This is a genomic window from Sphingomonas sp. NIBR02145, assembly GCF_027359115.1.
GTDB classification, from domain to species: Bacteria; Pseudomonadota; Alphaproteobacteria; order Sphingomonadales; family Sphingomonadaceae; genus Sphingomonas; species Sphingomonas kyeonggiensis_A.
This window is the reverse complement of sequence record NZ_CP114791.1, coordinates 4,611,249-4,629,442: the sequence shown is the minus strand read 5'-3', so window position 1 is coordinate 4,629,442 and position 18,194 is coordinate 4,611,249. Positions and strand designations below refer to the sequence as shown.

The window sequence follows — 18,194 nt, the reverse complement described above, 5'->3', positions numbered from 1 at the left end:
GTTCGGCCAAATACGCACACGATCCGTCCGGGGTTCCGCTTATGGTTAACGCGGCTGTGGATGGAAATCCAGCTTCCCAAAGCCTTCCTTAACCCTCCTTCGGCATAACCTCGCGCCAAAGGAGCGTGTGAAGATGGCCCGCCGCGTTAATGTCCTGTTGCTTGCCCTGCCCCTCGCGCTCGCGGGATGCGGCAATAATGGCAGCCTGGGCGATGTTTCGGATACCGAGAGCGGCAATGCCGCCGATCCGGCGCTGGCCAGCGCGCTGCAGGGCCAGATCATGGTCGATCCCCAGCTCGGCCGCCAGGCCAATGGCGACGCGATCCGCCCGCCCGCCCAGCCCTATTCGGGCGGCGTGCCCAACGACAATGTCGCGGCGAACGGCAGCAAGATCGACAATGGCCAGCTGCTTAAGACGCCTGCCCCGACCCAGGCGACCAAGGATTGCACCCAGTGCTCTGCCGCGCGCGATGCGGTCACGCTCGGCGGTCTCGCCGCCCGCCAGAAGGATCCGAAGAGCAACCAGTGCGCCGCCTCGCTGCAATATGCAGCTGGCTGGGCGCAGCGCCTGCCGAAGGACCTGCCGCTCTATCCCCAGGCCCGCGTCACCGAAGCCGCCGGCAGCACCGCCGGCCAGTGCCAGCTGCGCGTGGTGAGCTTCTCATCGCCCCAGCCGATGCAGGTGATGCTCGACTGGTACTACACCAAGGCGATCCGCGGCGGGTACACCGGCGAACATCAGGTCGACGGCAAGGAGCACATCCTGGGCGGCACCCGCGACAAGGATGGCGGGGCGTACGTCCTGTTCCTGACCACCCGCCCCGATGGCGGCACGGACATCGACATGGTCGCCAACAACGGGATCTAAGCCCGCTGTTCAAAGCACATCGTCACCCTGAACCTGTTTCAGGGCCCAACGTGCCTCAAGCAACATCGCCGGGGGAAAGTTGGATGCTGAAACAAGTTCAGCATGACGAAGTGGACAGGGTGATCAACAGCAAGGTTCCCCTCTCCCCGATTCCGCGCTAACCGCTGCGGATGCCCCCCATCCTCCTCGTCATGCTCGGCGGCGCCTTCGGTTCCGCGGCGCGCTATCTTACCGGCAAGCTCACGCTCGGCTGGTTCGGGCCGGACTATCCGTGGGGAACGCTGGCCGTGAACCTGATCGGCGGCTTCCTGATGGGCATGCTCGCGGGCACGCTTGCGAAGATCGGCCAGGGCGGCGAGCAGTGGCGCCTGCTGATCGGCGTCGGTCTGCTCGGCGGCTACACGACTTTCTCTGCCTTCACCCTCGACCTGATGAACATGATCGAGCGCGGCGACTATGGCATGGGGCTGGGCTATATCCTTGCCTCCGTGGTCGGTTCCGCCCTCGCGCTGTTCGCCGGCCTCAGCATTTTGCGAGCCCTTCCATGACAGACGCCGTCCGCCAGTTCACCGTCAAGCCCGATGACGACGGCATCCGCCTCGATCGCTGGTTCAAGCGGCACCTGCCCGATACCAGCTTCAACCTGGTCTCCCGCTGGGCGCGCACCGGTCAGCTGCGCATCGACGGTGCGCGCGCCAAGCCCGGCGACCATGTCGCGATGGGCCAGGTCATCCGCGTCCCTCCGGCCGAGGCGCCGGCGCCGGACAAGCCCGGCCGTCCGAAGCGCGTGCGCGTCGTCAATCTGAGTGAGGAGCAGATCGATTTCGCCCGCTCGATGGTGATCCACCAGGACGATGCGGCATTCGTGCTCAACAAGCCCCCCGGCCTCGCCACCCAGGGCGGCACCAAGACCACCGAGCATGTCGACGAGCTGCTCGATGCGCTCCAGTACGACATGGAGAGCCGGCCCAAGCTCGTCCACCGGCTCGACAAGGATACGTCGGGCGCGCTGCTCGTCGCCCGCACCGCCCGCGCGGCGGCGGCCTTCTCGAAGAGCTTCTCCAGCCGCACCGCGCGCAAGGTCTATTGGGCGCTGATCGTCGGCGTGCCGAGCATCGAGGACGGCATGATCGAGCTGCCGATCGGCAAGCAGCCGGGCACCGGCGGCGAGAAGATGCATGTCGACGAGAAGGAGGGCTCGCCCGCCCGCACCCGCTACCGGGTGATCGCGCGCGCCGGCAATCATGCCGCCTGGGTCGAGCTCCAGCCCTTTACCGGGCGCACTCACCAGCTGCGCGTCCACATGGCGGCGATCGGCTTCCCGATCGTCGGCGACGGCAAATATGGCGGGGCCGAAGCCTTCCTGACGGGCGGTATCAGCCGCAAGATGCATCTCCACGCCCGCCGCCTCCGCGTCGATCATCCCGATGGTGAGCGGATCGACGTGCGCGCATCGCTACCGCACCATTTCGCCGAATCGCTGCGTACGCTCGGCTTCGAGGAAGCGGAGGGCGATGCGCTCCACCTCGATGACGGTCCGCCGCCGATGACGAAGGAACAGCTCAAGGCCAATGCCCGCGCGCATGCCAAGTCGGTGCGCAAGGAGCGTCGAGGCGAGCGGCGCGGCCGCGGCGAAGGCCCGACCGGCGACAAGCCCGCACCCCGCAGCGGCGGCAAGCCGAGCACCCGCAAGGCGCCCGCGGCCAAGCCCGGTAGCGCCAAGCCCGGCGCGCGCAAGCCCGCCACCGGCAAGCCCGCAGGCAAGCCCGGCGCCCGGCCCGGCCCGCGCAGTGGTGGTGGTGCGAAGCCCGGCGGCGGACGCAGCGGCCCGCCGCGGAGCCGCTGATGCACCCGCATCCGGCCTTCCGCTGGGAAGACCGCCCGGCGATCCGCGATCTGGTCCGCGACATCGGCTTCGGCGCGCTTTTCGCATCGACGCCCGAGGGTCCACGCGTCGCGCATGTCCCGGTGGTCTGGCTCGACGACGATACGCTCGCCTTCCACGTCTCGCGCGGCAACCGCATCGCGAAGCATCTCGACGGCGCCACCGCCCTGTTCAGCCTGCAGGGGCCGGACGCCTATGTCAGCCCTGACTGGTACGGCATGGGTCCGGACGAAGTCTCGACCTGGAACTATGTCGCGGTCGAGCTTGAGGGGAATGTCTCCCGCATGGACGATGCCGGGCTGCTCGAGCATCTCGATGCGCTTGCGCACGAGCAGGAGCGCCGCCTCGCGCCCAAGCCCGAATGGAAGCGCGACAAGGTCGATCCCGCGAAGATCGCCAAGATGCTGACTGCGATCACCGGCTATCGGCTGCAGGTCCAGGCCTGGCGCGGCACGCTCAAGCTCGGCCAGAACAAGCCCGATGCCGCCCGCCTCGCCGCCGCCGATGCGCTTGAGGCCCTGGGCCGCCGCGCGATGGCCGCGCTGATGCGGGGCGCGAAATGAACCGCCTCGCCGTATTCGATTGCGACGGCACACTCGTCGATTCGCAGGCCAATATCTGCCGCGCGATGGAAGCGACCTTCGCCGCGCACCGGCTCGATCCGCCCGATCGGAACGCCATCCGCCGCATCGTCGGGCTCAGCCTGGTTCCCGCCATCGCGCAGTTGCTGCCCGAGGCCGATCCGGCACTGCACGAAGCGATGGCCGAGGAGTACAAGCGCGCCTTCCACGCGATGCGGGCGAGCGCCGCGCTCGATCCCGAACCGCTCTACGACGGCATCCTCGAGACGATCGAAGCGCTCGACGCCGCCGGCTGGCTGCTCGGCGTCGCCACCGGCAAGTCCGATCGCGGGCTGCACCTGATCCTCGAGCATCACCGCATCCGGCACCGCTTCATCACGCTGCAAACCGCCGATCGCCATCCGTCCAAGCCGCACCCCGCGATGCTCGAGCTTGCCATCGCCGAGGCCGGTGCCGCGCCCGAGACCACGGCGATGATCGGTGACACCAGCTTCGACATGGCGATGGCCCGTGCCGCTGGCACGCATGCGCTTGGTGTGCTATGGGGATACCACACATCCGAGGAGCTGCTCGGCGCCGGCGCCCATGGGCTCGCCGACCACGCCAGCCAGCTCTTCGCGCATCTGGAGCGGATATGACCGAGGCCGAGCAGCTGGCGCGCAAGCGCTATTACATGATCGTCGCGCTCAACATGCTCGGCACCGCCGGCGCGGTGCTCGGCCTGCTGATCGCCGGGCGCGCGCAGAATTACGGCGTCACCGTGTTCGGGGGTGCCATCCTGCTCGCCTCGCTCTATTTCATGGCGGTGGTGCCGCGCTTCCTTGCCCGGCGCTGGAAGACCCCCGTGGAGGCAACACCCGAAGCATGAAGCGTTTCTGGAAGGAAGTTACCGTCGAGAATGGCCAGGTGGCACTCGACGGCAAGCCGGTGCGCACGCCGGGTCGCGCGCCCCTCGCCCTGCCGACTCCCGCGCTTGCCGAAGCGGTGGCCGAGGAATGGCGCGCGGTGGGCGAGACGATCGATCCCCGCGCGATGCCGCTCACCGGCCTCGCCAATGCCGCGATCGACCGGATAGCGCCCGACACCGCGACCTTCGCCGCCGGCCTCGCCGCCTATGGGGAAAGCGACCTGCTCTATTACCGGGCCGAGGATCCCATCCAGCTGGTCGAGCGCCAGGCCGAGGCCTGGGACCCGCTGCTCGACTGGGCGCGCGGCCGCTATGACGTGCATTTCGAGACCACCGCCGGCGTGATGCACAAGCCCCAGCCCGAAGCCACGCTCGCCCGGCTGTCCGAAGCGGTGCACGCGCTCGACGCCTTCCGCCTCGCCGGCCTGTCGCCGGTGGTAACGGTCAGCGGCACGCTGGTCGGCGCGCTGGCGCTGCTCAAGGGCGCGGTCGAAGCCGAGACCCTGTGGCAAGCCGCGCATGTCGACGAGCTGTGGCAGGCCGAACTGTGGGGCGAGGACGCGCTTGCGCTCGAAGCCCGCGAGAACCGCCGCGCGGAGTTCATGGCGGGGGTGAAGTTCCTCGGGCTGCTCTAAAGCTCCCGGAAGCACCCCAGGATCAGCCGCCTGGCATCGAAGGGAATCTCTCCCTCCACCTCCAGGCTGCCGTCTGCGTGCATCGCCTCCTCGGCGGCATCGAGCGTCGCCTTGTCGGGCCAGACCTGCCAGGAGATGACGATCTTCTCCCCCGGCTCGGCCGCTACCGCCTTGCGGAAGTCGGTCACCGAGCCGTCGGGCACGAAATCCTCCCAGGCCTCGGTGATCGACACGCAGCCATGCGCCTTGAAGATCGCCGCGCCCCGCTCGGCCCATGCACGATAGGCCTCGCGCTTCGCCTCCGGCACCGGGATCACCAGTGCGCAGATATACATCAGGCGCTCGTCGGCACCGGCCGCGGCAGCGCCCAGGCGAGCACCGCCCCCGCCGCGACCCAGCTCGCCACGTCGCTGATCCACAGATAGGTGAAATAGCCCCAGGGCGCGTGGTTGAAGATCGGCTGGCCGAGATCCGAATAGGCGGTCACCGCCACCGCGATGATCGCGACCAGCTTCAGCCGATCGGCAAAGTCCAGGCTCGCTGCCACCAGGCGCAGCGCGAAGCCCGCGACCAGCACGCAGACTATGGCGAGGATCAGCCCGCCGAACAGCGCGCTCGCGTCGAACGCCGCGAAGCCATGCTGGTTGAACAGGATCATCGCCACCGGTCCCTGGCCGTAGAGCGCGGTGCCTGCGGGCGTATAGGACCAGGGCACCGGATAGGCGCCGGTGCCGAGGGGCCCGAGATGTTGCGCCAGCGCCGCATGAAGCGCCGCGCTCGCGGCATCGTCCGTCTTGGAAAGCGCGAGCAGGCTGAGGGGCGTACCCCAGAAGATGAAGCCCACCAGCCACATTGCGAGCCCACCAAGGACTCCGCCGAGCAACAGTCTAGCCATCATAACCTCCCCCGTTGGGAAGGTTACTTCATCAACCCGCGGATGAATCCGATCAAGCCCGTCTGGCGCGAGCGCTTGAGCCGCTCGGCGTTCAGGATCGTGTGGACCGAGCGGTAGCATTGGTCGACATCGTCATTGACCAGCACATAGTCATAGCCGTCCCAGTGGCTGACTTCGGCGGCCGCACGCGCCATGCGGGCGTCGATCACTTCGATCGAGTCGGTCGCGCGATTGACCAGCCGCTGGCGCAGTTCGACGAAGGACGGCGGCAGGATGAACACGCGGACCACATCGCCGCCGGCCAGCTGGAACAGCTGCTGCGCGCCCTGCCAGTCGATGTCGAACAGCACGTCGCGGCCCGAGTCGAGGATCTCCTCCACGGTCGAGCGCAGCGTGCCGTAGCGGTGGTTGAACACATGCGCCCATTCGAGGAACTCATGGTTGTTCGCGATTTCGCGGAACCGCTCGAGATCGACGAAATGATAGTCGACGCCGTCCACTTCCCCCGGCCGCATCGCGCGGGTGGTGACGGAAACGGACATCTGGAGATGCTCGTCGGCGGCAAGCAGCTTGCGCGCGATCGTCGACTTGCCGGCGCCGGAAGGCGAGGACAGCACGAACAATACGCCGCGTCGCTTGAATCCGTGCGGGTCGGTCTCGGTGGAATGGGGCATGGGTGCCTTTGGCGTGGGAGTCGCTCCCCCGTCAAGCTAGGACCGGACGTAACGGACCTTCCGTTTCGGGAAAATCAGCCGCCAGACGAAGCGCAACACCAGGAAAAGTGCCGCCAGCACCCAGCCGACCGGCCCCATCCGCACCAGCAGCCGCTCGACGCCGAGGCCGATCAGCGCCCCCTTCACGCCGCCCTTGCCATCCGAGCGGTCGATCCGGTTGCCGATAAAGGCGGCGAGCAGCTTGCCGATCATGCGGCTTCCTGTCGGCCCCTGGTGAAGTGGTGATAGGCATAGGCCGCGCCGCCGATCACGATCGCGGCGGGCACGATCTTCTTCGCCGCCTTCCAGGTCAGCACCCCGGCGATCGCGCCGAGCGTCCCGCCCTCACCGTCCGCACGGTCGATGCGGTTGCCGATCCAGCCTGCGATTGCGTCCCCGATCATGGTTGCTCCGTCGTAAGTGGTTACGAAGAGCAAGCGATTGAGAAGGGCTGAAGTTCCCCTCCCTGGAAGGGAGGGGGCAGGGGTGGGTAGAATGCTCGCGATACGGAAAGGGCCTGGCGATACGGCTCCGTATCGCCAGGCCCCTACCCACCCCTCGATCCCCTCCCTTGCAGGGAGGGGAAGCGGGAAATTACCGCCCGATCATCGTCTCGGGACGCACATACTGGTCGAACGTCGCCTCATCGACGAGGCCCAGCGCCAGCCCGCTTTCCTTGAGCGTCAGGCCCTTCTCGTGCGCGTTCTTCGCGATCTTGGCGGCGTTGTCATAGCCGATCGCCGGCGCCAGCGCGGTCACCAGCATCAGCGAGCGGTCGACCAGTGCCTTGATCTGCGACTCGTTCGCCTCGATCCCGTCGACGCAGCGCTCGGCGAAGCTCGTCATGCCGATGGACAGCAGCGAGATCGAGCGCAGCACGTTCGCGCCGATCAGCGGCATGAACACGTTGAGCTCGAAATGGCCCTGCATGCCGCCGACGGTCACCGCCTGGTTGTTGCCGATCACCTGCGCCGCGACCATCGTCAGCGATTCGCACTGGGTCGGGTTGACCTTGCCCGGCATGATCGAGCTGCCCGGCTCGTTCGCCGGCAGCGACAGCTCGCCCAGGCCCGAGCGCGGGCCCGAACCGAGGAAGCGGATGTCGTTGGCGATCTTGTTGAGCGCCACCGCCAGCGTGTTCAGCGCGCCCGAGAAGAAGACCAGGCCATCCTTGGCCGCCAGCTGCTCGAACTTGTTCGGTGCCGGCTCGAACTGCTGGCCGGCAATGTCGGTGATCGCCGCCGACATGTCCTCGGCCCAGCCCTCCGGCGCGTTGAGCCCGGTGCCGACCGCGGTGCCGCCGATCGCCAGCTTGCGCAGGTTGCCGTTCAGCGCGCCTTCGATCCGCGCCTTGCAGCTGATCAGCTGCGCCGCATAGCCGCCGAATTCCTGGCCGAGCGTCAGCGGGGTCGCGTCCTGGGTGTGGGTGCGGCCGATCTTGATGATGTGGTCCCAGGCCTCGGCCTTGGCGGTCAGCGAGGCGGTCAGCTGGTCGAGCGCCGGGATCAGCGTCTTGTAGGTCGCGATCACTGCCGCGACGTGCAGCGCGGTCGGGAAGCTGTCGTTCGACGACTGGCTCATATTGACGTGATCGTTCGGGTGCACCGGCGACTTGCCGCCCTTGGTGCCCGCCAGCACGAAGTTCGCGCGGCCGGCGATCACTTCGTTGACGTTCATATTGGTCTGGGTACCTGAGCCGGTCTGCCAGATCACCAGCGGGAACTGGTCGTCCAGGTCGCCCGCGACGATCTCCTGCGCCGCCGCCTCGATCGCGTCGGCGATCTTGGCGTCCATGCCGTGCTTGCGGTTCACCCGCGCCGCGGCCTGCTTCACGATCGCCTGGGCGTGGACGATGCCCAGCGGCATGCGTTCCATCGCGCCGAACGGGAAGTTCTCGATCGAACGCTGGGTCTGGGCGCCCCAATAGGCGTCGGCGGGGACTTCGATTGCGCCAATCGAGTCGGTTTCGGTGCGAGTGGTCACACGGTGCCTTTCATTCTGGATCCGCCTTTCGCGGAGTCGCGGCGGCTCTAGCCCCTTGCCCACCGCGATTCCAGCACCCCCGCGCAGGTGTCTGGCAGCACAGGAATTTTGAGCGCCGTTAACCAACTATCCAAATCTGGCTTCTTACAATGGACTCATGCACGCCGGCGCACATCTTCCCTCTTCCAACGGATCGCAGGAGCGCGCGCCGCGCAAGAACCTGTTCCTGGCGGCCGCGATCGAAGCGGATGCGCTCAAGGTGCAGGTCCGCATCCGCAATCTTTCCGAAGGCGGCGCGATGCTCGATGGCGCCGTGCTGCCGCGCACCGGCACCCACCTGGTGCTGCGCCGCGCCGAGATCGAGATGCCCGCCCGCGTAGTCTGGCAGGGTGAGGGCCGCTGCGGCGTCGCCTTCGATCACAGTGCCGTCACCGTCGACGAATGGATCTCCGGCAACCGCATCGCCAGCTTCGACGGCTATCGCGGCCAGGCACGGGTCGACGCGATCCAGGATGCGGTGCGCAGCGGCGCCGCGCTGCCCGCCGAGCCCGCCCCGCCGCCGGCCGCGCCCGCCATGGCCGATCTCGGCCAGCGGCTGGTCGAGGAAGTCTTCCATGTCCGCGAGCTGCTCGACAGCCTGGGCGGACGGCTGGTCGAGGACCCCCACGTCATCGCCCAGCATCTCGAGGCGCTGCAGAATCTCGATCGCGCCAGCCAGATCCTCGAGCATCTCGGCTCGATCCTCAGCGCCGAAGACCCCGGCGCCGCGGCCCAGGCGGTGGCGATGCAGGACCTGCGCGCCCGCCTGATGCGCCCGTCGAGCGCGAACGACGGCTAACAACCACCTTGGTTCCCCGGCGAAAGCCGGGGCCCAAGGTCACAAGCGACACGACAGAGAAACCCTGGGCCCCGGCTTTCGCCGGGGAACACCATTGTCAGGGAAACGACGCGCCGACGCGCGCCCTACTTCTTCCGCTTGAAATCCACCGAGACGACGTTCGAGCCGTCCTCGACCGGCTTTGCCGCCGGGCCGTCATTCTCCGCTTCCTCATGCTGCGGATCGGGCTCGTCGCCATTTTCGGCCGCCTGGAAGCGCAGCTCGAAGTTCACCGCCGGATCGTGGAAGCCGGTGATCGCCGAGAAGGGGATGTTGAGCATCGCCGGGATCTGATTGAAGCTCAGCCCCACCGAGAACTTGTTGTCGTCCACCTTCAGGTCCCAGAATCGGTGCTGCAGGACGATGGTCATCTCGTCCGGGAACCGATCGATCAGCCGCTGCGGGATGTCGACACCCGGCGCATGCGTCTTGAAGGTGATGTAGAAATGATGCCCGCCGGGCAGGTTGCCGCCCGAATCGGCAACCGAGCCGAGCACGCGGCCGACGACTGCGCGCAGGGCCTCCTGCACGATCTCATCATAGGGAATCAGGCTATCGGGCACGTTGCCGGTCATGCCCCTTGGGTAGCGCCTGCCGCCGCACGGTCAAGATTGCATGCGCGGCAAGCTTCGTTATGGGGGTCGCGATGCGCACCGCCACCGTAAGCCGCAAGACGAGCGAGACCGCCGTCGACGTCACCGTCAACCTGGACGGGACGGGAGCCTATTCCATCTCCACGGGAATCGGCTTCTTCGATCACATGCTCGAGCAGCTCAGCCGCCATTCGCTGATCGATCTCGACGTGAAGACGGTGGGCGACCTCCATATCGACCAGCACCACACGGTGGAGGATACCGGCCTCGCGATCGGCGAAGCGATCCTCAAGGCGCTCGGCGACAAGAAGGGCATCCGCCGCTACGCCGATGCGCTGTCGCCGATGGACGAGACGCTCACCCGCGTCGCTATCGACATTTCCGGCCGCCCTTATCTCGTCTGGAAGACCGAATTCTCGCAAAAGCGACTCGGCGAGATGGACACCGAGATGTTCGAGCACTGGTTCCACAGCTTCGCCCAGACCGCCGGCCTGACGCTGCACGTCGAGACGCTGTACGGCACCAACAACCACCATATCGCCGAAGCCGCATTCAAGGGCCTCGCCCGGGCGTTGCGCGAAGCGGTCGAGATCGATCCGCGCAAGGCAGGCGTGGTCCCTTCGACCAAGGGCGTACTGTGAGCGCCGTCGCGCTGATCGACTACGGCGCGGGCAATCTCTATTCCGTCCACAACGCGCTGAAGGCCGCCGGCGCGACCGATATCGCCGTCACCGCCGACCCCGAGGCCGTGCTGAACGCCGACCGCGTCGTGCTGCCCGGTGTCGGCGCCTTCGGGGCATGCGCGGCCGGGCTGCGCAACATCCCCGGCATGGTCGAGGCGCTGAACACCCGGGTCCGCGCCCAGGGCGCCCCCTTCCTCGGCGTCTGCGTCGGCATGCAGCTGATGGCGGACAAGGGCGAGGAAATGGGCACGCACCCAGGCCTCGGCTGGATCCCCGGCACCGTCCGCGCGATCGTGCCCGCGCCTGCCGTCCATGTCCCGCACATGGGCTGGAACGACGTGATCCCCGCCGCGCCGCACCCGCTGATCGAGCCGGGCGAGGCCTATTTCCTCCACAGCTTCGCCTTCACCGGCGAGGATGTGCTGGCCACCACCGATCATGGCGGCCCGGTCACCGCGGCGATCGGCCGCGACAACATGATCGGCGTCCAGTTCCACCCCGAAAAGAGCCAGCGCTACGGCATCGCGCTGGTCGAAAGGTTCCTGCAGTGGCGTCCGTAGACAATGGCCTGATCATCTTCCCCGCGATCGACCTCAAGGGCGGGCAGGTCGTCCGTCTGGCCGAAGGCGATATGGATCGCGCCACCGTCTATGGCGACAATCCCGCCGCCCAGGCCGAGCTCTTCGCCGAGGCCTGCGCCGAATGGCTGCATGTGGTGGACCTGGACGGCGCCTTTGCCGGCGAATCGGTCAACGGCGCTGCCGTCGCCTCGATCCTCGAGAGCGGCTTTGGCGGCCATATCCAGCTCGGCGGCGGCATCCGCAACCGCGAGTCGATCGACCGCTGGCTCGATCTCGGCGTGAAGCGCGTGGTGATCGGCACCGCGGCGCTGGAGAATCCCGAACTGGTCAAGGCAGCCGCCCGCGACAATCCCGGCCGCATCGTCGTCGCCGTCGACGCGCGCGACGGCATGGTCGCCACCCATGGCTGGGCCGATGTGTCGGATGTCTCGGTGGTCGATCTCGCCCGCCGCTTCGAGGATGCCGGCGTCGCCGCGCTCCTCTTCACCGATGTCGGCCGCGACGGCCTGCTCAAGGGCTGCAATGTAGAGGCGACCGTGGCGCTCGCCCGCGCCGTCGCGATCCCCGTGATCGCCAGCGGCGGCGTCACCGACATCGCCGACATCCACGCGCTCCGCCCCCACGTCGCGGACGGCGTCGAGGGCGTGATCACCGGTCGCGCGCTCTATGACGGCCGGCTCGACCTGAAATGGGCGATCGAGGTGGGCAAGGCATGACCGTCCGCGCCCGCGTCATTCCCTGTCTCGACGTCGCCAATGGCCGCGTGGTCAAGGGCGTCAACTTCGTCGACCTGGTCGATGCCGGCGATCCGGTGGAACAGGCCCGCGCCTATGACGCGGCCGGGGCCGACGAGCTCTGCTTCCTCGACATCACCGCATCCCACGAGGCCCGCGGCACGATCCTCGACGTGGTCCGCCGCACCGCCGAGGTCTGCTTCATGCCGCTTACCGTCGGCGGCGGCGTGCGCAGTGTCGAGGATGCCCGCGCGCTGCTCCTCGCCGGCGCCGACAAGGTCGCGGTCAACTCCGCCGCCGTCTCGCGCCCCGAAGTGGTGGCGGAGATCGCCGAGAAGATGGGCAGCCAGTGCGTCGTCGCCTCGGTCGATGCGCGCCGCACCGCGAATGGCTGGGAAGTCTTCACTCATGGGGGCCGCAAGCCGACCGGCATCGACGCGGTCACCCACGCCCTCGCCCTCGCCCATCTCGGCGCCGGCGAGCTGCTGATCACCTCGATGGACCGCGACGGCACCAAGGACGGCTACGACCTCGAGCTGATCCGCACGATCGCCGACCAGGTGACCGTGCCCGTGGTCGCAAGCGGAGGCGTCGGCAACCTCCAGCACCTGGTCGACGGCATCACCCAGGGCCATGCCAGCGCCGTGCTCGCCGCCTCGATCTTCCATTTCGGCGAGGCGAGCATCGCCGACGCGCATGCCGCGCTGGCCGCGGCGGGCATCCCCGTCCGGTCTTAATTTGTTAGCAATCTCGGCTAAACTCGCATCGCCCACCCCGGGCATGCGAGGAGATGCCGCATGTTCAAGCCTCTGTTCTTCGCCGCCGCCCGCCGGAACGAGACCGCGAAATACACGCTCACCGTGAGCGTGCGCTGATGCGGGCACTGGCCTTCACCGCCGCGTTGCCCCTGCTCTGGGCCAGCCCCGCGCTCGCCCAGGGGGCCAAGGCCAGCTCCCCCGTCGAGTTCGCCCGCGACGTCGCGCAGCTCAAGCCCGGCGAATGGGTCTGGGCGCCCGAAGTCGCGCCGGCCGGACCGATCCTCGTCTATGTCGATCTCTCCGCCCAGCGCGCTACCGTTTACCGCAACGGCGTCCGCATCGCGGTGAGCACCGTCTCCTCGGGCAAGGCGGGACACGAGACGCCCACCGGCGTGTTCACCGTGCTCCAGAAGGACGCGAAGCACCGCTCGAGCAAGTACAACAACGCCCCCATGCCCTTCACCCAGCGCCTGACCTGGGACGGCATCGCGCTGCACGCCGGGGGATTGCCCGGCTATCCCGAGAGCCATGGCTGCGTGCACCTGCCCTATGACTTCGCCAGGGCGCTGTTCGCCGAGACCAGCCTGGGCGTGACCGTGGTGGTCGAAGGCAATGCCGCAGACCATATCGAAACCACCGAGGCCAGCCTGCTCGCCCCGCTCGACGCGAAGGGCAAGCCCCTTGCCGGCCAGCCGCTCTCCGACAGCCAGCAATATCGCTGGCAGCCCGAGCGGTCGCCCGCCGGCCCGCTCACCATCATCGTCTCGAAGAGCGACCAGCGCATCGTCGTGCTGCGCGGCGGTGTCGAGATCGGCCGCAGCGCCGCCCATATCGACGACAGCGATCCCGGCTCGCACGTCATCACCCTCACCCATGGGCCAGACGGCGCGGATTATTGGGTCTATGTCGGCCTGCCCGGCCACAGCGAGGATGCCGGCCGCACTCTCGACGAAGCGACCCGCAACCGCGTGCGCATGCCCCGCGCCTTCTACGAGGCGGTGAAGGCCGAGCTCGTCCCAGGCGCCACTATCCTCGTCACCCAGTCCGGCGTCGGCGCCGAACCGGGCAAGCGGATCACGATCATGGACGCGGTGAACCCCGCGCCCTGATTAACATTCTGTCGGGACTTTTCTGCCAGTATCGCCGCATGCGCATCGCTCTCCTGCCCCTGGCCCTGCTCGCCGCGATCCCGGCGTTCGCCGCCGACGAGCCGCCGCACACCGGCCGCGCCGGCACGCGCTCGATGCCCGAGCTTTCGGACCTGGCGCTCGCCGCCTGCGCCGCCGGCGGCATCTGGTTCGTCCGCCGCCAGCTGCGCGCGCGCTTCCGCAAGACATCGCCCAAAGACTGACGGCGCAGGATTGACGTCTCAGGATTGACAGCAGCGCCTGCCTCCCGCAGCCGGAAACCATGGCCGATATGCTCGATACGCTGGAACAGACGATCCGCGCCCGCCGCGGCGCCGATCCCTCGACTTCCTATGTGGCGAAGCTCACCCATCGCGGCCGCGCCAAGATCGCGCAGAAGCTGGGCGAGGAAGCTACCGAGACGGTGATCGCCGCGATCCAGGATGATCGCGAGGAGCTGACCAAGGAAGCCGCCGACCTCGTCTTCCACCTGATCGTGCTGCTCGCCGATGCCGGCCTCGGCCTGGACGACGTCCGCGCCGAGCTCGCCCGCCGCGAAGGCGTGTCGGGTATCGAGGAAAAGGCGAGCCGCACCATCTAAGGTGAGAATACAGGCAAGCCCTGGAATACCGCCGTCATCCCCGCGAAGGCGGGGATCCATTCTGGCTGACCGTGATGAGTCCCATTCTCCGCAGCGGCAATGGATCTCCGCCTTCGCGAGGATGACGATGAGAAGATCGAGTCCCAACCGACCATCTTCCCGGCTTCCGCCGGCATGACGGTTTGCTATTTGGATAGGGAAAAGGAGCCGCGCATGCCCATCGACGCCACCCAGCCCTATGACGACCAGAACATCTTCGCGAAGATCCTGCGCGGCGAGATCCCGTCGAAGAAGGTCTTCGAGAACGAGTTCGCCCTCGCCTTCCACGACATCAATCCGCAGGCGCCGCACCATATCCTGGTGATCCCCAAGGGCCCGTACGTCTCGTGGGACGATTTCTCGGCCCGGGCGAGCGAGGCGGAGATCGCCGGCTTTGTCCGCGCGGTGGGCCAGGTCACGCGCGACGCCGGCTTCGTCGCGCCGGGCTACCGGCTGCTCGCCAATACCGGGCTCGACGCCCATCAGGAGGTGCCGCACCTCCATGTGCACATCTTCGCCGGCAAGCCGCTCGGCCCGATGCTGGCGCGCTGAGATGCGACGCACGGCGATACGGGTTCTCGCCGTGGTCGCCGTGCTGCTCGTCATTGCCGGCGGCGCGGCCGCGTTCACCTGGCCGGAGATCCGCTTCCTGCTCGTGTCGAAGCAGGATCAGCCTTTCGTCGATCTTACCTACCGGCGCGCGGGGAGCCTGGGCGGAGCGCCCTTCGGCACGCCTTCCAGCGGCAAGCCGGATCCGCGTTTCGAGGCCCGGTGGAGGGAAAGCCATTATCCGGTGGTTCGACGCGAGCTGGCTCAGGTCTGTGTCACCCTGCACGCAAGGCAATCGCTCGGCGCCCTCTACGAGTCCTGCTTCGACGCGCGCATCCGTGCGCCTCTGCGGGAAACGATAATCGCTTTCTAGCCCCACCACTCGCCGCTTTCGTGCGCGAAAGCTGGGCTTTGGTCTACTAAAGCATTGCCTCCCCCGGTTTTGCGGCTAGGCTCCGCGCTTTCATCCAAACGGGGCGGCGGGATCAGCCCGCCGTAGAGGGGACCATCCAATGATCTTCGGGCGCGTAAAGCCACTCGATGCCATCCTCGCCACCGCCGAGAAAAAATCGCTCCACCGTTCGCTGGGAGCTTTTCAGCTCACCATGCTCGGCATCGGCGCGGTGATCGGCACCGGCATTTTCGTTCTCACCGCCGAAGCCGCGCAAAAGGCCGGCCCTGGCATGATGGTTAGCTTCATCATCGCCGGCGTGGTCTGCGCCTTCGCAGCCCTTTGCTACGCCGAGATGGCGTCGATGGTCCCGGTCTCGGGTTCCGCCTACACCTATAGCTATGCCGTGATGGGCGAGCTGATCGCCTGGATGGTCGGCTGGGCCCTCATCCTCGAATATGCGGTAGCCGCGGGCGCGGTCTCGGTCGGCTGGTCCGGCTATGTGATCGGCCTGATCGAGCATACCTTCCATGTCGACATACCCGCCTCGCTGGTCACCGGACCGTTCGATGGCGGCCTGATCAACCTGCCCGCGATGCTGATCGCCGCGCTGGTCACGTGGCTGCTGGTCATCGGCACCAAGGAGAGCGCCACGGTCAACGCCATCCTGGTCGCGATCAAGATCACCGCGCTCACCGTGTTCATCATCCTGGCCGTGCCGGTGATGAACAGCGCGCAGTTCTCGCCCTTCGCGCCGACCGGCGTCATCGGCGTCTCGATGGCGGCGGCGTCGATCTTCTTCGCCTATGTCGGCTTCGACGCGGTCTCGACCGCGGCCGAAGAGACCAAGAACCCGCAGCGCAACATGCCGATCGGCCTGATCGGCTCGCTCGCCATCTGCACCATCTTCTACCTGCTCGTCGCCGCCGGCGTGATCGGTGCCCCGGGTCTCAGCACCCAGCCGGTTACCGACGCGATGGGCCATGCGCTCGAGCCGGGCAGCCGCGAACTGGCCGCCCAGTGCGCCAGCCGCGCCGCCGAAGGCTTCAAGGACGTGGTCTGCTCGAAGGAAGCCCTGGCCTTCACCCTGCGTGAAATCGGCTGGCCGCAGATCGGCAACCTGCTCGGCCTCGCCGCCGGCCTGGCGCTGCCTTCGGTCATCCTGATGATGATGTTCGGCCAGACCCGCATCTTCTTCGTGATGAGCCGCGACGGCCTGCTCCCCGCCGCCTTCTCGAAGATCCACCCGAAGTTCAACACCCCGCACGTGATCACGATCATCACGGGTATCGCGGTGGCGCTGTTCGCGGCCTTCTTCCCGGTCGGCCAGCTCGCCAACATCTCCAACTCGGGCACGCTGTTCGCGTTCGCCGCGGTGTCGATCGCAGTGATGGTGATCCGCAAGACCGACCCGACCCGCAAGCGCCCGTTCAAGACGCCGTTCGTGTTCATCACGGCGCCGATCGCGATCCTGGGCTGCCTCTATCTGTTCATCAGCCTCGATCACAAGAGCATCATCCTCTTCCTGATCTGGGCAGCGGTCGGCCTGCTCGTCTATTTCGGCTACAGCCGTTCGCGCAGCCATGTTGGCCGCGGCATCGTCGATGTGTCCGAGCATCAGGCCTATGAGGAACTGGACCCGCCGGTCCCCGGCACCCACTAAGGGCGCCGGTTTCCAGGCAAAGAGAAAGGGCCGGAGGAGCGATCCTCCGGCCCTTTTTCCATCTGAAGCCCCTCCCCTGAAGGAGAGGGGCCTTTAAGGCTCAGCCCAGCTTCTCTGCCGCCAGTGCCTTGAGGTCCACCTCGGCGCGTGCGCCATAGTGCTGGATGATCTCGGCGGCGCACAGCGCGCCCAGGCGCAGCGAGTCCTTCACCGAGCGGCCCTGGGCCTGGCCGTGGAGGAAGCCTGCGGCGAAGCTGTCGCCGGCGCCGGTGGTGTCGACCAGCTTCGCGATCGGCTCGGCCGGAACCTCGACGCGCTCCTCGCCGACCAGCGCCATCGCGCCGTTCTCGCTGCGGGTGACGACCAGCACCGGCACCTTACCGTGGATGTGCTGCACCGCCGCCTCGAACTCCTCATGCTGGCACAGCGCCAGCAGCTCGTTCTCGTTGGCGAACAGGATGTCGATCATCCCGTCCTCGATCAGCTTGCGGAAATCGTCGCCATGGCGCGAGATGCAGAACACGTCCGACAGCGTGAAGGCGACCTTGCGGCCATTGGCGCGCGCGATCTCGATCGCCTTGCGCATCGCGGCGCGCGGTTCTTCCGGATCCCAGAGATAGCCTTCGAGGTACAGGATCGCGCCGCTGGCGATCAGCGTCTCGTCCAGCGCCGAGGCCGGCAGGAACTGCGAGGCGCCCAGGAAGGTGTTCATCGTGCGCTGGCCGTCCGGCGTCACGAAGATCAGGCAGCGTGCGGTGGTCGGCTGGCCGGGGCGGACTTCGGTGTCGAAATGCACGCCCGCGGCGCGCAGGTCGTGCGCGAAGACTTCACCGAGCTGGTCGTCGGCGACCTGACCGATAAAGGCGGTCTTGCTGCCCAGCGCGGCGAGGCCGGCCACGGTGTTGCTCGCCGAGCCGCCCGAAACCTCGCGGCCCGGGCCCATCTTGGCATAGAGCGCATCGGCTTCTTCGGGCGAGAACATGAGCTGCATCGAGCCCTTGGCCACGCCGATCTCCTCGATGAAGCTGTCCTCGGCCTGGGCGAGGATGTCGACGATCGCGTTGCCGATGGCGACGACGTCATAGGTGGGGCTGGTCAAACGAATGCTCCAAAAAGATTGCGTCGTCGCCG

General features: G+C 67.4%; 26 protein-coding genes. 18 read left to right on the top strand and 8 right to left on the bottom strand.

The genetic code is table 11. The annotated features are described in order from the left end of the window. Positions 1 to 133 precede the first annotated feature (133 nt). From O3305_RS21300 to O3305_RS21270, 7 genes are all read left to right on the top strand, one after another. Positions 134 to 868, top strand: coding sequence for a hypothetical protein (locus O3305_RS21300; RefSeq protein WP_269574326.1), 735 nt, complete (start codon positions 134 to 136; stop codon positions 866 to 868). 170 nt (positions 869 to 1,038) lie between these two features. Further along, positions 1,039 to 1,416, top strand: a complete 378-nt coding sequence (gene crcB, locus O3305_RS21295; RefSeq protein WP_269574325.1) for a fluoride efflux transporter CrcB — start codon at positions 1,039 to 1,041, stop codon at positions 1,414 to 1,416. Then, positions 1,413 to 2,714 carry an RluA family pseudouridine synthase gene (locus O3305_RS21290; protein WP_269574324.1) on the top strand — a complete coding sequence of 434 codons (1,302 nt, stop codon included), beginning with the start codon at positions 1,413 to 1,415 and terminating at the stop codon, positions 2,712 to 2,714. Before crcB ends, O3305_RS21290 begins: the two co-directional genes overlap by 4 nt. Then, positions 2,714 to 3,316 carry an FMN-binding negative transcriptional regulator gene (locus O3305_RS21285; RefSeq protein ID WP_269574323.1) on the top strand — a complete coding sequence of 201 codons (603 nt, stop codon included), beginning with the start codon at positions 2,714 to 2,716 and terminating at the stop codon, positions 3,314 to 3,316. The genes O3305_RS21290 and O3305_RS21285 overlap by 1 nt, the downstream gene beginning before the upstream one ends. Then, positions 3,313 to 3,972, top strand: a complete 660-nt coding sequence (locus O3305_RS21280) for an HAD-IA family hydrolase (RefSeq protein WP_269574322.1) — start codon at positions 3,313 to 3,315, stop codon at positions 3,970 to 3,972. Before O3305_RS21285 ends, O3305_RS21280 begins: the two co-directional genes overlap by 4 nt. Then, positions 3,969 to 4,202, top strand: coding sequence for a hypothetical protein (locus O3305_RS21275; protein WP_269574321.1), 234 nt, complete (start codon positions 3,969 to 3,971; stop codon positions 4,200 to 4,202). Before O3305_RS21280 ends, O3305_RS21275 begins: the two co-directional genes overlap by 4 nt. After that, positions 4,199 to 4,876 carry an ATP12 family chaperone protein gene (locus O3305_RS21270; protein ID WP_269574320.1) on the top strand — a complete coding sequence of 226 codons (678 nt, stop codon included), beginning with the start codon at positions 4,199 to 4,201 and terminating at the stop codon, positions 4,874 to 4,876. Before O3305_RS21275 ends, O3305_RS21270 begins: the two co-directional genes overlap by 4 nt. Here the strand turns inward: O3305_RS21270 and O3305_RS21265 are convergent. The 6 genes from O3305_RS21265 to fumC form a co-directional block, all read right to left on the bottom strand. Then, positions 4,873 to 5,211 (bottom strand): DUF1428 domain-containing protein, encoded by a 339-nt coding sequence (locus tag O3305_RS21265; protein WP_269574319.1) that lies wholly within the window; start codon positions 5,209 to 5,211, stop codon positions 4,873 to 4,875. The genes O3305_RS21270 and O3305_RS21265 overlap by 4 nt on opposite strands. Then, positions 5,211 to 5,771: a hypothetical protein gene (locus O3305_RS21260; RefSeq protein ID WP_269574318.1), complete on the bottom strand. Its 561-nt coding sequence runs from the start codon at positions 5,769 to 5,771 to the stop codon at positions 5,211 to 5,213. The genes O3305_RS21265 and O3305_RS21260 overlap by 1 nt, the downstream gene beginning before the upstream one ends. Before the next feature lie 23 nt (positions 5,772 to 5,794). Next, positions 5,795 to 6,445, bottom strand: coding sequence for a guanylate kinase (gmk, locus tag O3305_RS21255; RefSeq protein WP_184170200.1), 651 nt, complete (start codon positions 6,443 to 6,445; stop codon positions 5,795 to 5,797). A gap of 36 nt (positions 6,446 to 6,481) precedes the next feature. After that, complete coding sequence (locus tag O3305_RS21250; RefSeq protein WP_269574317.1) at positions 6,482 to 6,697, bottom strand: hypothetical protein; 216 nt, start codon at positions 6,695 to 6,697, stop codon at positions 6,482 to 6,484. Continuing rightward, on the bottom strand, positions 6,694 to 6,888 hold the full coding sequence (locus O3305_RS21245; RefSeq protein WP_269574316.1) for a hypothetical protein: 195 nt from the start codon (positions 6,886 to 6,888) through the stop codon (positions 6,694 to 6,696). Before O3305_RS21245 ends, O3305_RS21250 begins: the two co-directional genes overlap by 4 nt. 190 nt (positions 6,889 to 7,078) lie before the next feature. Beyond that, complete coding sequence (gene fumC / locus O3305_RS21240; protein ID WP_269574315.1) at positions 7,079 to 8,467, bottom strand: class II fumarate hydratase; 1,389 nt, start codon at positions 8,465 to 8,467, stop codon at positions 7,079 to 7,081. Positions 8,468 to 8,624: 157 nt separating this feature from the next. Between fumC and O3305_RS21235 the strand changes: the two genes are divergently transcribed. Beyond that, positions 8,625 to 9,305 carry a PilZ domain-containing protein gene (locus O3305_RS21235; RefSeq protein WP_269574314.1) on the top strand — a complete coding sequence of 227 codons (681 nt, stop codon included), beginning with the start codon at positions 8,625 to 8,627 and terminating at the stop codon, positions 9,303 to 9,305. Positions 9,306 to 9,430: 125 nt separating this feature from the next. Here the strand turns inward: O3305_RS21235 and O3305_RS21230 are convergent, their stop codons facing one another. Continuing rightward, positions 9,431 to 9,919 (bottom strand): SspB family protein, encoded by a 489-nt coding sequence (locus O3305_RS21230; protein ID WP_269574313.1) that lies wholly within the window; start codon positions 9,917 to 9,919, stop codon positions 9,431 to 9,433. 71 nt (positions 9,920 to 9,990) lie between these two features. Here O3305_RS21230 and hisB point away from each other — a divergent pair, with 71 nt between their 5' ends. The 10 genes from hisB to O3305_RS21180 all read left to right on the top strand — a co-directional run bounded on the left by hisB (position 9,991) and on the right by O3305_RS21180 (position 17,063). Next, a complete protein-coding gene (gene hisB / locus O3305_RS21225) occupies positions 9,991 to 10,578 on the top strand; it encodes an imidazoleglycerol-phosphate dehydratase HisB (protein ID WP_184170212.1) in 588 nt (195 codons plus the stop codon). Next, on the top strand, positions 10,575 to 11,180 hold the full coding sequence (gene hisH / locus O3305_RS21220; protein WP_269574312.1) for an imidazole glycerol phosphate synthase subunit HisH: 606 nt from the start codon (positions 10,575 to 10,577) through the stop codon (positions 11,178 to 11,180). Before hisB ends, hisH begins: the two co-directional genes overlap by 4 nt. A gap of 8 nt (positions 11,181 to 11,188) precedes the next feature. After that, positions 11,189 to 11,917 (top strand): 1-(5-phosphoribosyl)-5-[(5-phosphoribosylamino)methylideneamino]imidazole-4-carboxamide isomerase, encoded by a 729-nt coding sequence (gene hisA / locus O3305_RS21215; RefSeq protein WP_269576579.1) that lies wholly within the window; start codon positions 11,189 to 11,191, stop codon positions 11,915 to 11,917. Continuing rightward, positions 11,914 to 12,672: an imidazole glycerol phosphate synthase subunit HisF gene (gene hisF / locus O3305_RS21210; RefSeq protein ID WP_269574311.1), complete on the top strand. Its 759-nt coding sequence runs from the start codon at positions 11,914 to 11,916 to the stop codon at positions 12,670 to 12,672. Before hisA ends, hisF begins: the two co-directional genes overlap by 4 nt. A 137-nt stretch (positions 12,673 to 12,809) precedes the next feature. Continuing rightward, the gene (locus tag O3305_RS21205; protein ID WP_269574310.1) at positions 12,810 to 13,802 is read left to right on the top strand and encodes a L,D-transpeptidase; all 993 of its coding nucleotides are present in this window, start codon (positions 12,810 to 12,812) and stop codon (positions 13,800 to 13,802) included. 38 nt (positions 13,803 to 13,840) lie between these two features. Further along, on the top strand, positions 13,841 to 14,044 hold the full coding sequence (locus O3305_RS21200) for a hypothetical protein (protein ID WP_269574309.1): 204 nt from the start codon (positions 13,841 to 13,843) through the stop codon (positions 14,042 to 14,044). 59 nt (positions 14,045 to 14,103) lie between these two features. Continuing rightward, a complete protein-coding gene (locus O3305_RS21195) occupies positions 14,104 to 14,421 on the top strand; it encodes a phosphoribosyl-ATP diphosphatase (RefSeq protein WP_269574308.1) in 318 nt (105 codons plus the stop codon). A gap of 213 nt (positions 14,422 to 14,634) precedes the next feature. Further along, positions 14,635 to 15,012: a histidine triad nucleotide-binding protein gene (locus O3305_RS21190; RefSeq protein WP_269574307.1), complete on the top strand. Its 378-nt coding sequence runs from the start codon at positions 14,635 to 14,637 to the stop codon at positions 15,010 to 15,012. A 1-nt stretch (position 15,013) separates the two neighbouring features. Then, on the top strand, positions 15,014 to 15,382 hold the full coding sequence (locus O3305_RS21185) for a hypothetical protein (RefSeq protein WP_269574306.1): 369 nt from the start codon (positions 15,014 to 15,016) through the stop codon (positions 15,380 to 15,382). A gap of 139 nt (positions 15,383 to 15,521) precedes the next feature. Continuing rightward, the gene (locus O3305_RS21180) at positions 15,522 to 17,063 is read left to right on the top strand and encodes an amino acid permease (RefSeq protein ID WP_269574305.1); all 1,542 of its coding nucleotides are present in this window, start codon (positions 15,522 to 15,524) and stop codon (positions 17,061 to 17,063) included. A 100-nt stretch (positions 17,064 to 17,163) separates the two neighbouring features. Here the strand turns inward: O3305_RS21180 and O3305_RS21175 are convergent, their stop codons facing one another. Next, entirely contained in the window at positions 17,164 to 18,162 is a 999-nt protein-coding gene (locus tag O3305_RS21175) for an adenosine kinase (protein WP_269574304.1), read from the bottom strand. Positions 18,163 to 18,194: the final 32 nt, after the last annotated feature.

Coding starts and splice junctions, on each gene's coding strand:
- O3305_RS21300 (WP_269574326.1), top strand. CDS start 134: ATGGCCCGCCGCGTTAATGTCCTGTTGCTTGCCCTGCCCCTCGCGCTC.
- crcB (WP_269574325.1), top strand. CDS start 1,039: ATGCCCCCCATCCTCCTCGTCATGCTCGGCGGCGCCTTCGGTTCCGCG.
- O3305_RS21290 (WP_269574324.1), top strand. CDS start 1,413: ATGACAGACGCCGTCCGCCAGTTCACCGTCAAGCCCGATGACGACGGC.
- O3305_RS21285 (WP_269574323.1), top strand. CDS start 2,714: ATGCACCCGCATCCGGCCTTCCGCTGGGAAGACCGCCCGGCGATCCGC.
- O3305_RS21280 (WP_269574322.1), top strand. CDS start 3,313: ATGAACCGCCTCGCCGTATTCGATTGCGACGGCACACTCGTCGATTCG.
- O3305_RS21275 (WP_269574321.1), top strand. CDS start 3,969: ATGACCGAGGCCGAGCAGCTGGCGCGCAAGCGCTATTACATGATCGTC.
- O3305_RS21270 (WP_269574320.1), top strand. CDS start 4,199: ATGAAGCGTTTCTGGAAGGAAGTTACCGTCGAGAATGGCCAGGTGGCA.
- O3305_RS21265 (WP_269574319.1), bottom strand. CDS start 5,211: ATGTATATCTGCGCACTGGTGATCCCGGTGCCGGAGGCGAAGCGCGAG.
- O3305_RS21260 (WP_269574318.1), bottom strand. CDS start 5,771: ATGGCTAGACTGTTGCTCGGCGGAGTCCTTGGTGGGCTCGCAATGTGG.
- gmk (WP_184170200.1), bottom strand. CDS start 6,445: ATGCCCCATTCCACCGAGACCGACCCGCACGGATTCAAGCGACGCGGC.
- O3305_RS21250 (WP_269574317.1), bottom strand. CDS start 6,697: ATGATCGGCAAGCTGCTCGCCGCCTTTATCGGCAACCGGATCGACCGC.
- O3305_RS21245 (WP_269574316.1), bottom strand. CDS start 6,888: ATGATCGGGGACGCAATCGCAGGCTGGATCGGCAACCGCATCGACCGT.
- O3305_RS21235 (WP_269574314.1), top strand. CDS start 8,625: ATGCACGCCGGCGCACATCTTCCCTCTTCCAACGGATCGCAGGAGCGC.
- O3305_RS21230 (WP_269574313.1), bottom strand. CDS start 9,919: ATGACCGGCAACGTGCCCGATAGCCTGATTCCCTATGATGAGATCGTG.
- hisB (WP_184170212.1), top strand. CDS start 9,991: ATGCGCACCGCCACCGTAAGCCGCAAGACGAGCGAGACCGCCGTCGAC.
- hisF (WP_269574311.1), top strand. CDS start 11,914: ATGACCGTCCGCGCCCGCGTCATTCCCTGTCTCGACGTCGCCAATGGC.
- O3305_RS21205 (WP_269574310.1), top strand. CDS start 12,810: ATGCGGGCACTGGCCTTCACCGCCGCGTTGCCCCTGCTCTGGGCCAGC.
- O3305_RS21200 (WP_269574309.1), top strand. CDS start 13,841: ATGCGCATCGCTCTCCTGCCCCTGGCCCTGCTCGCCGCGATCCCGGCG.
- O3305_RS21195 (WP_269574308.1), top strand. CDS start 14,104: ATGGCCGATATGCTCGATACGCTGGAACAGACGATCCGCGCCCGCCGC.
- O3305_RS21190 (WP_269574307.1), top strand. CDS start 14,635: ATGCCCATCGACGCCACCCAGCCCTATGACGACCAGAACATCTTCGCG.
- O3305_RS21185 (WP_269574306.1), top strand. CDS start 15,014: ATGCGACGCACGGCGATACGGGTTCTCGCCGTGGTCGCCGTGCTGCTC.
- O3305_RS21180 (WP_269574305.1), top strand. CDS start 15,522: ATGATCTTCGGGCGCGTAAAGCCACTCGATGCCATCCTCGCCACCGCC.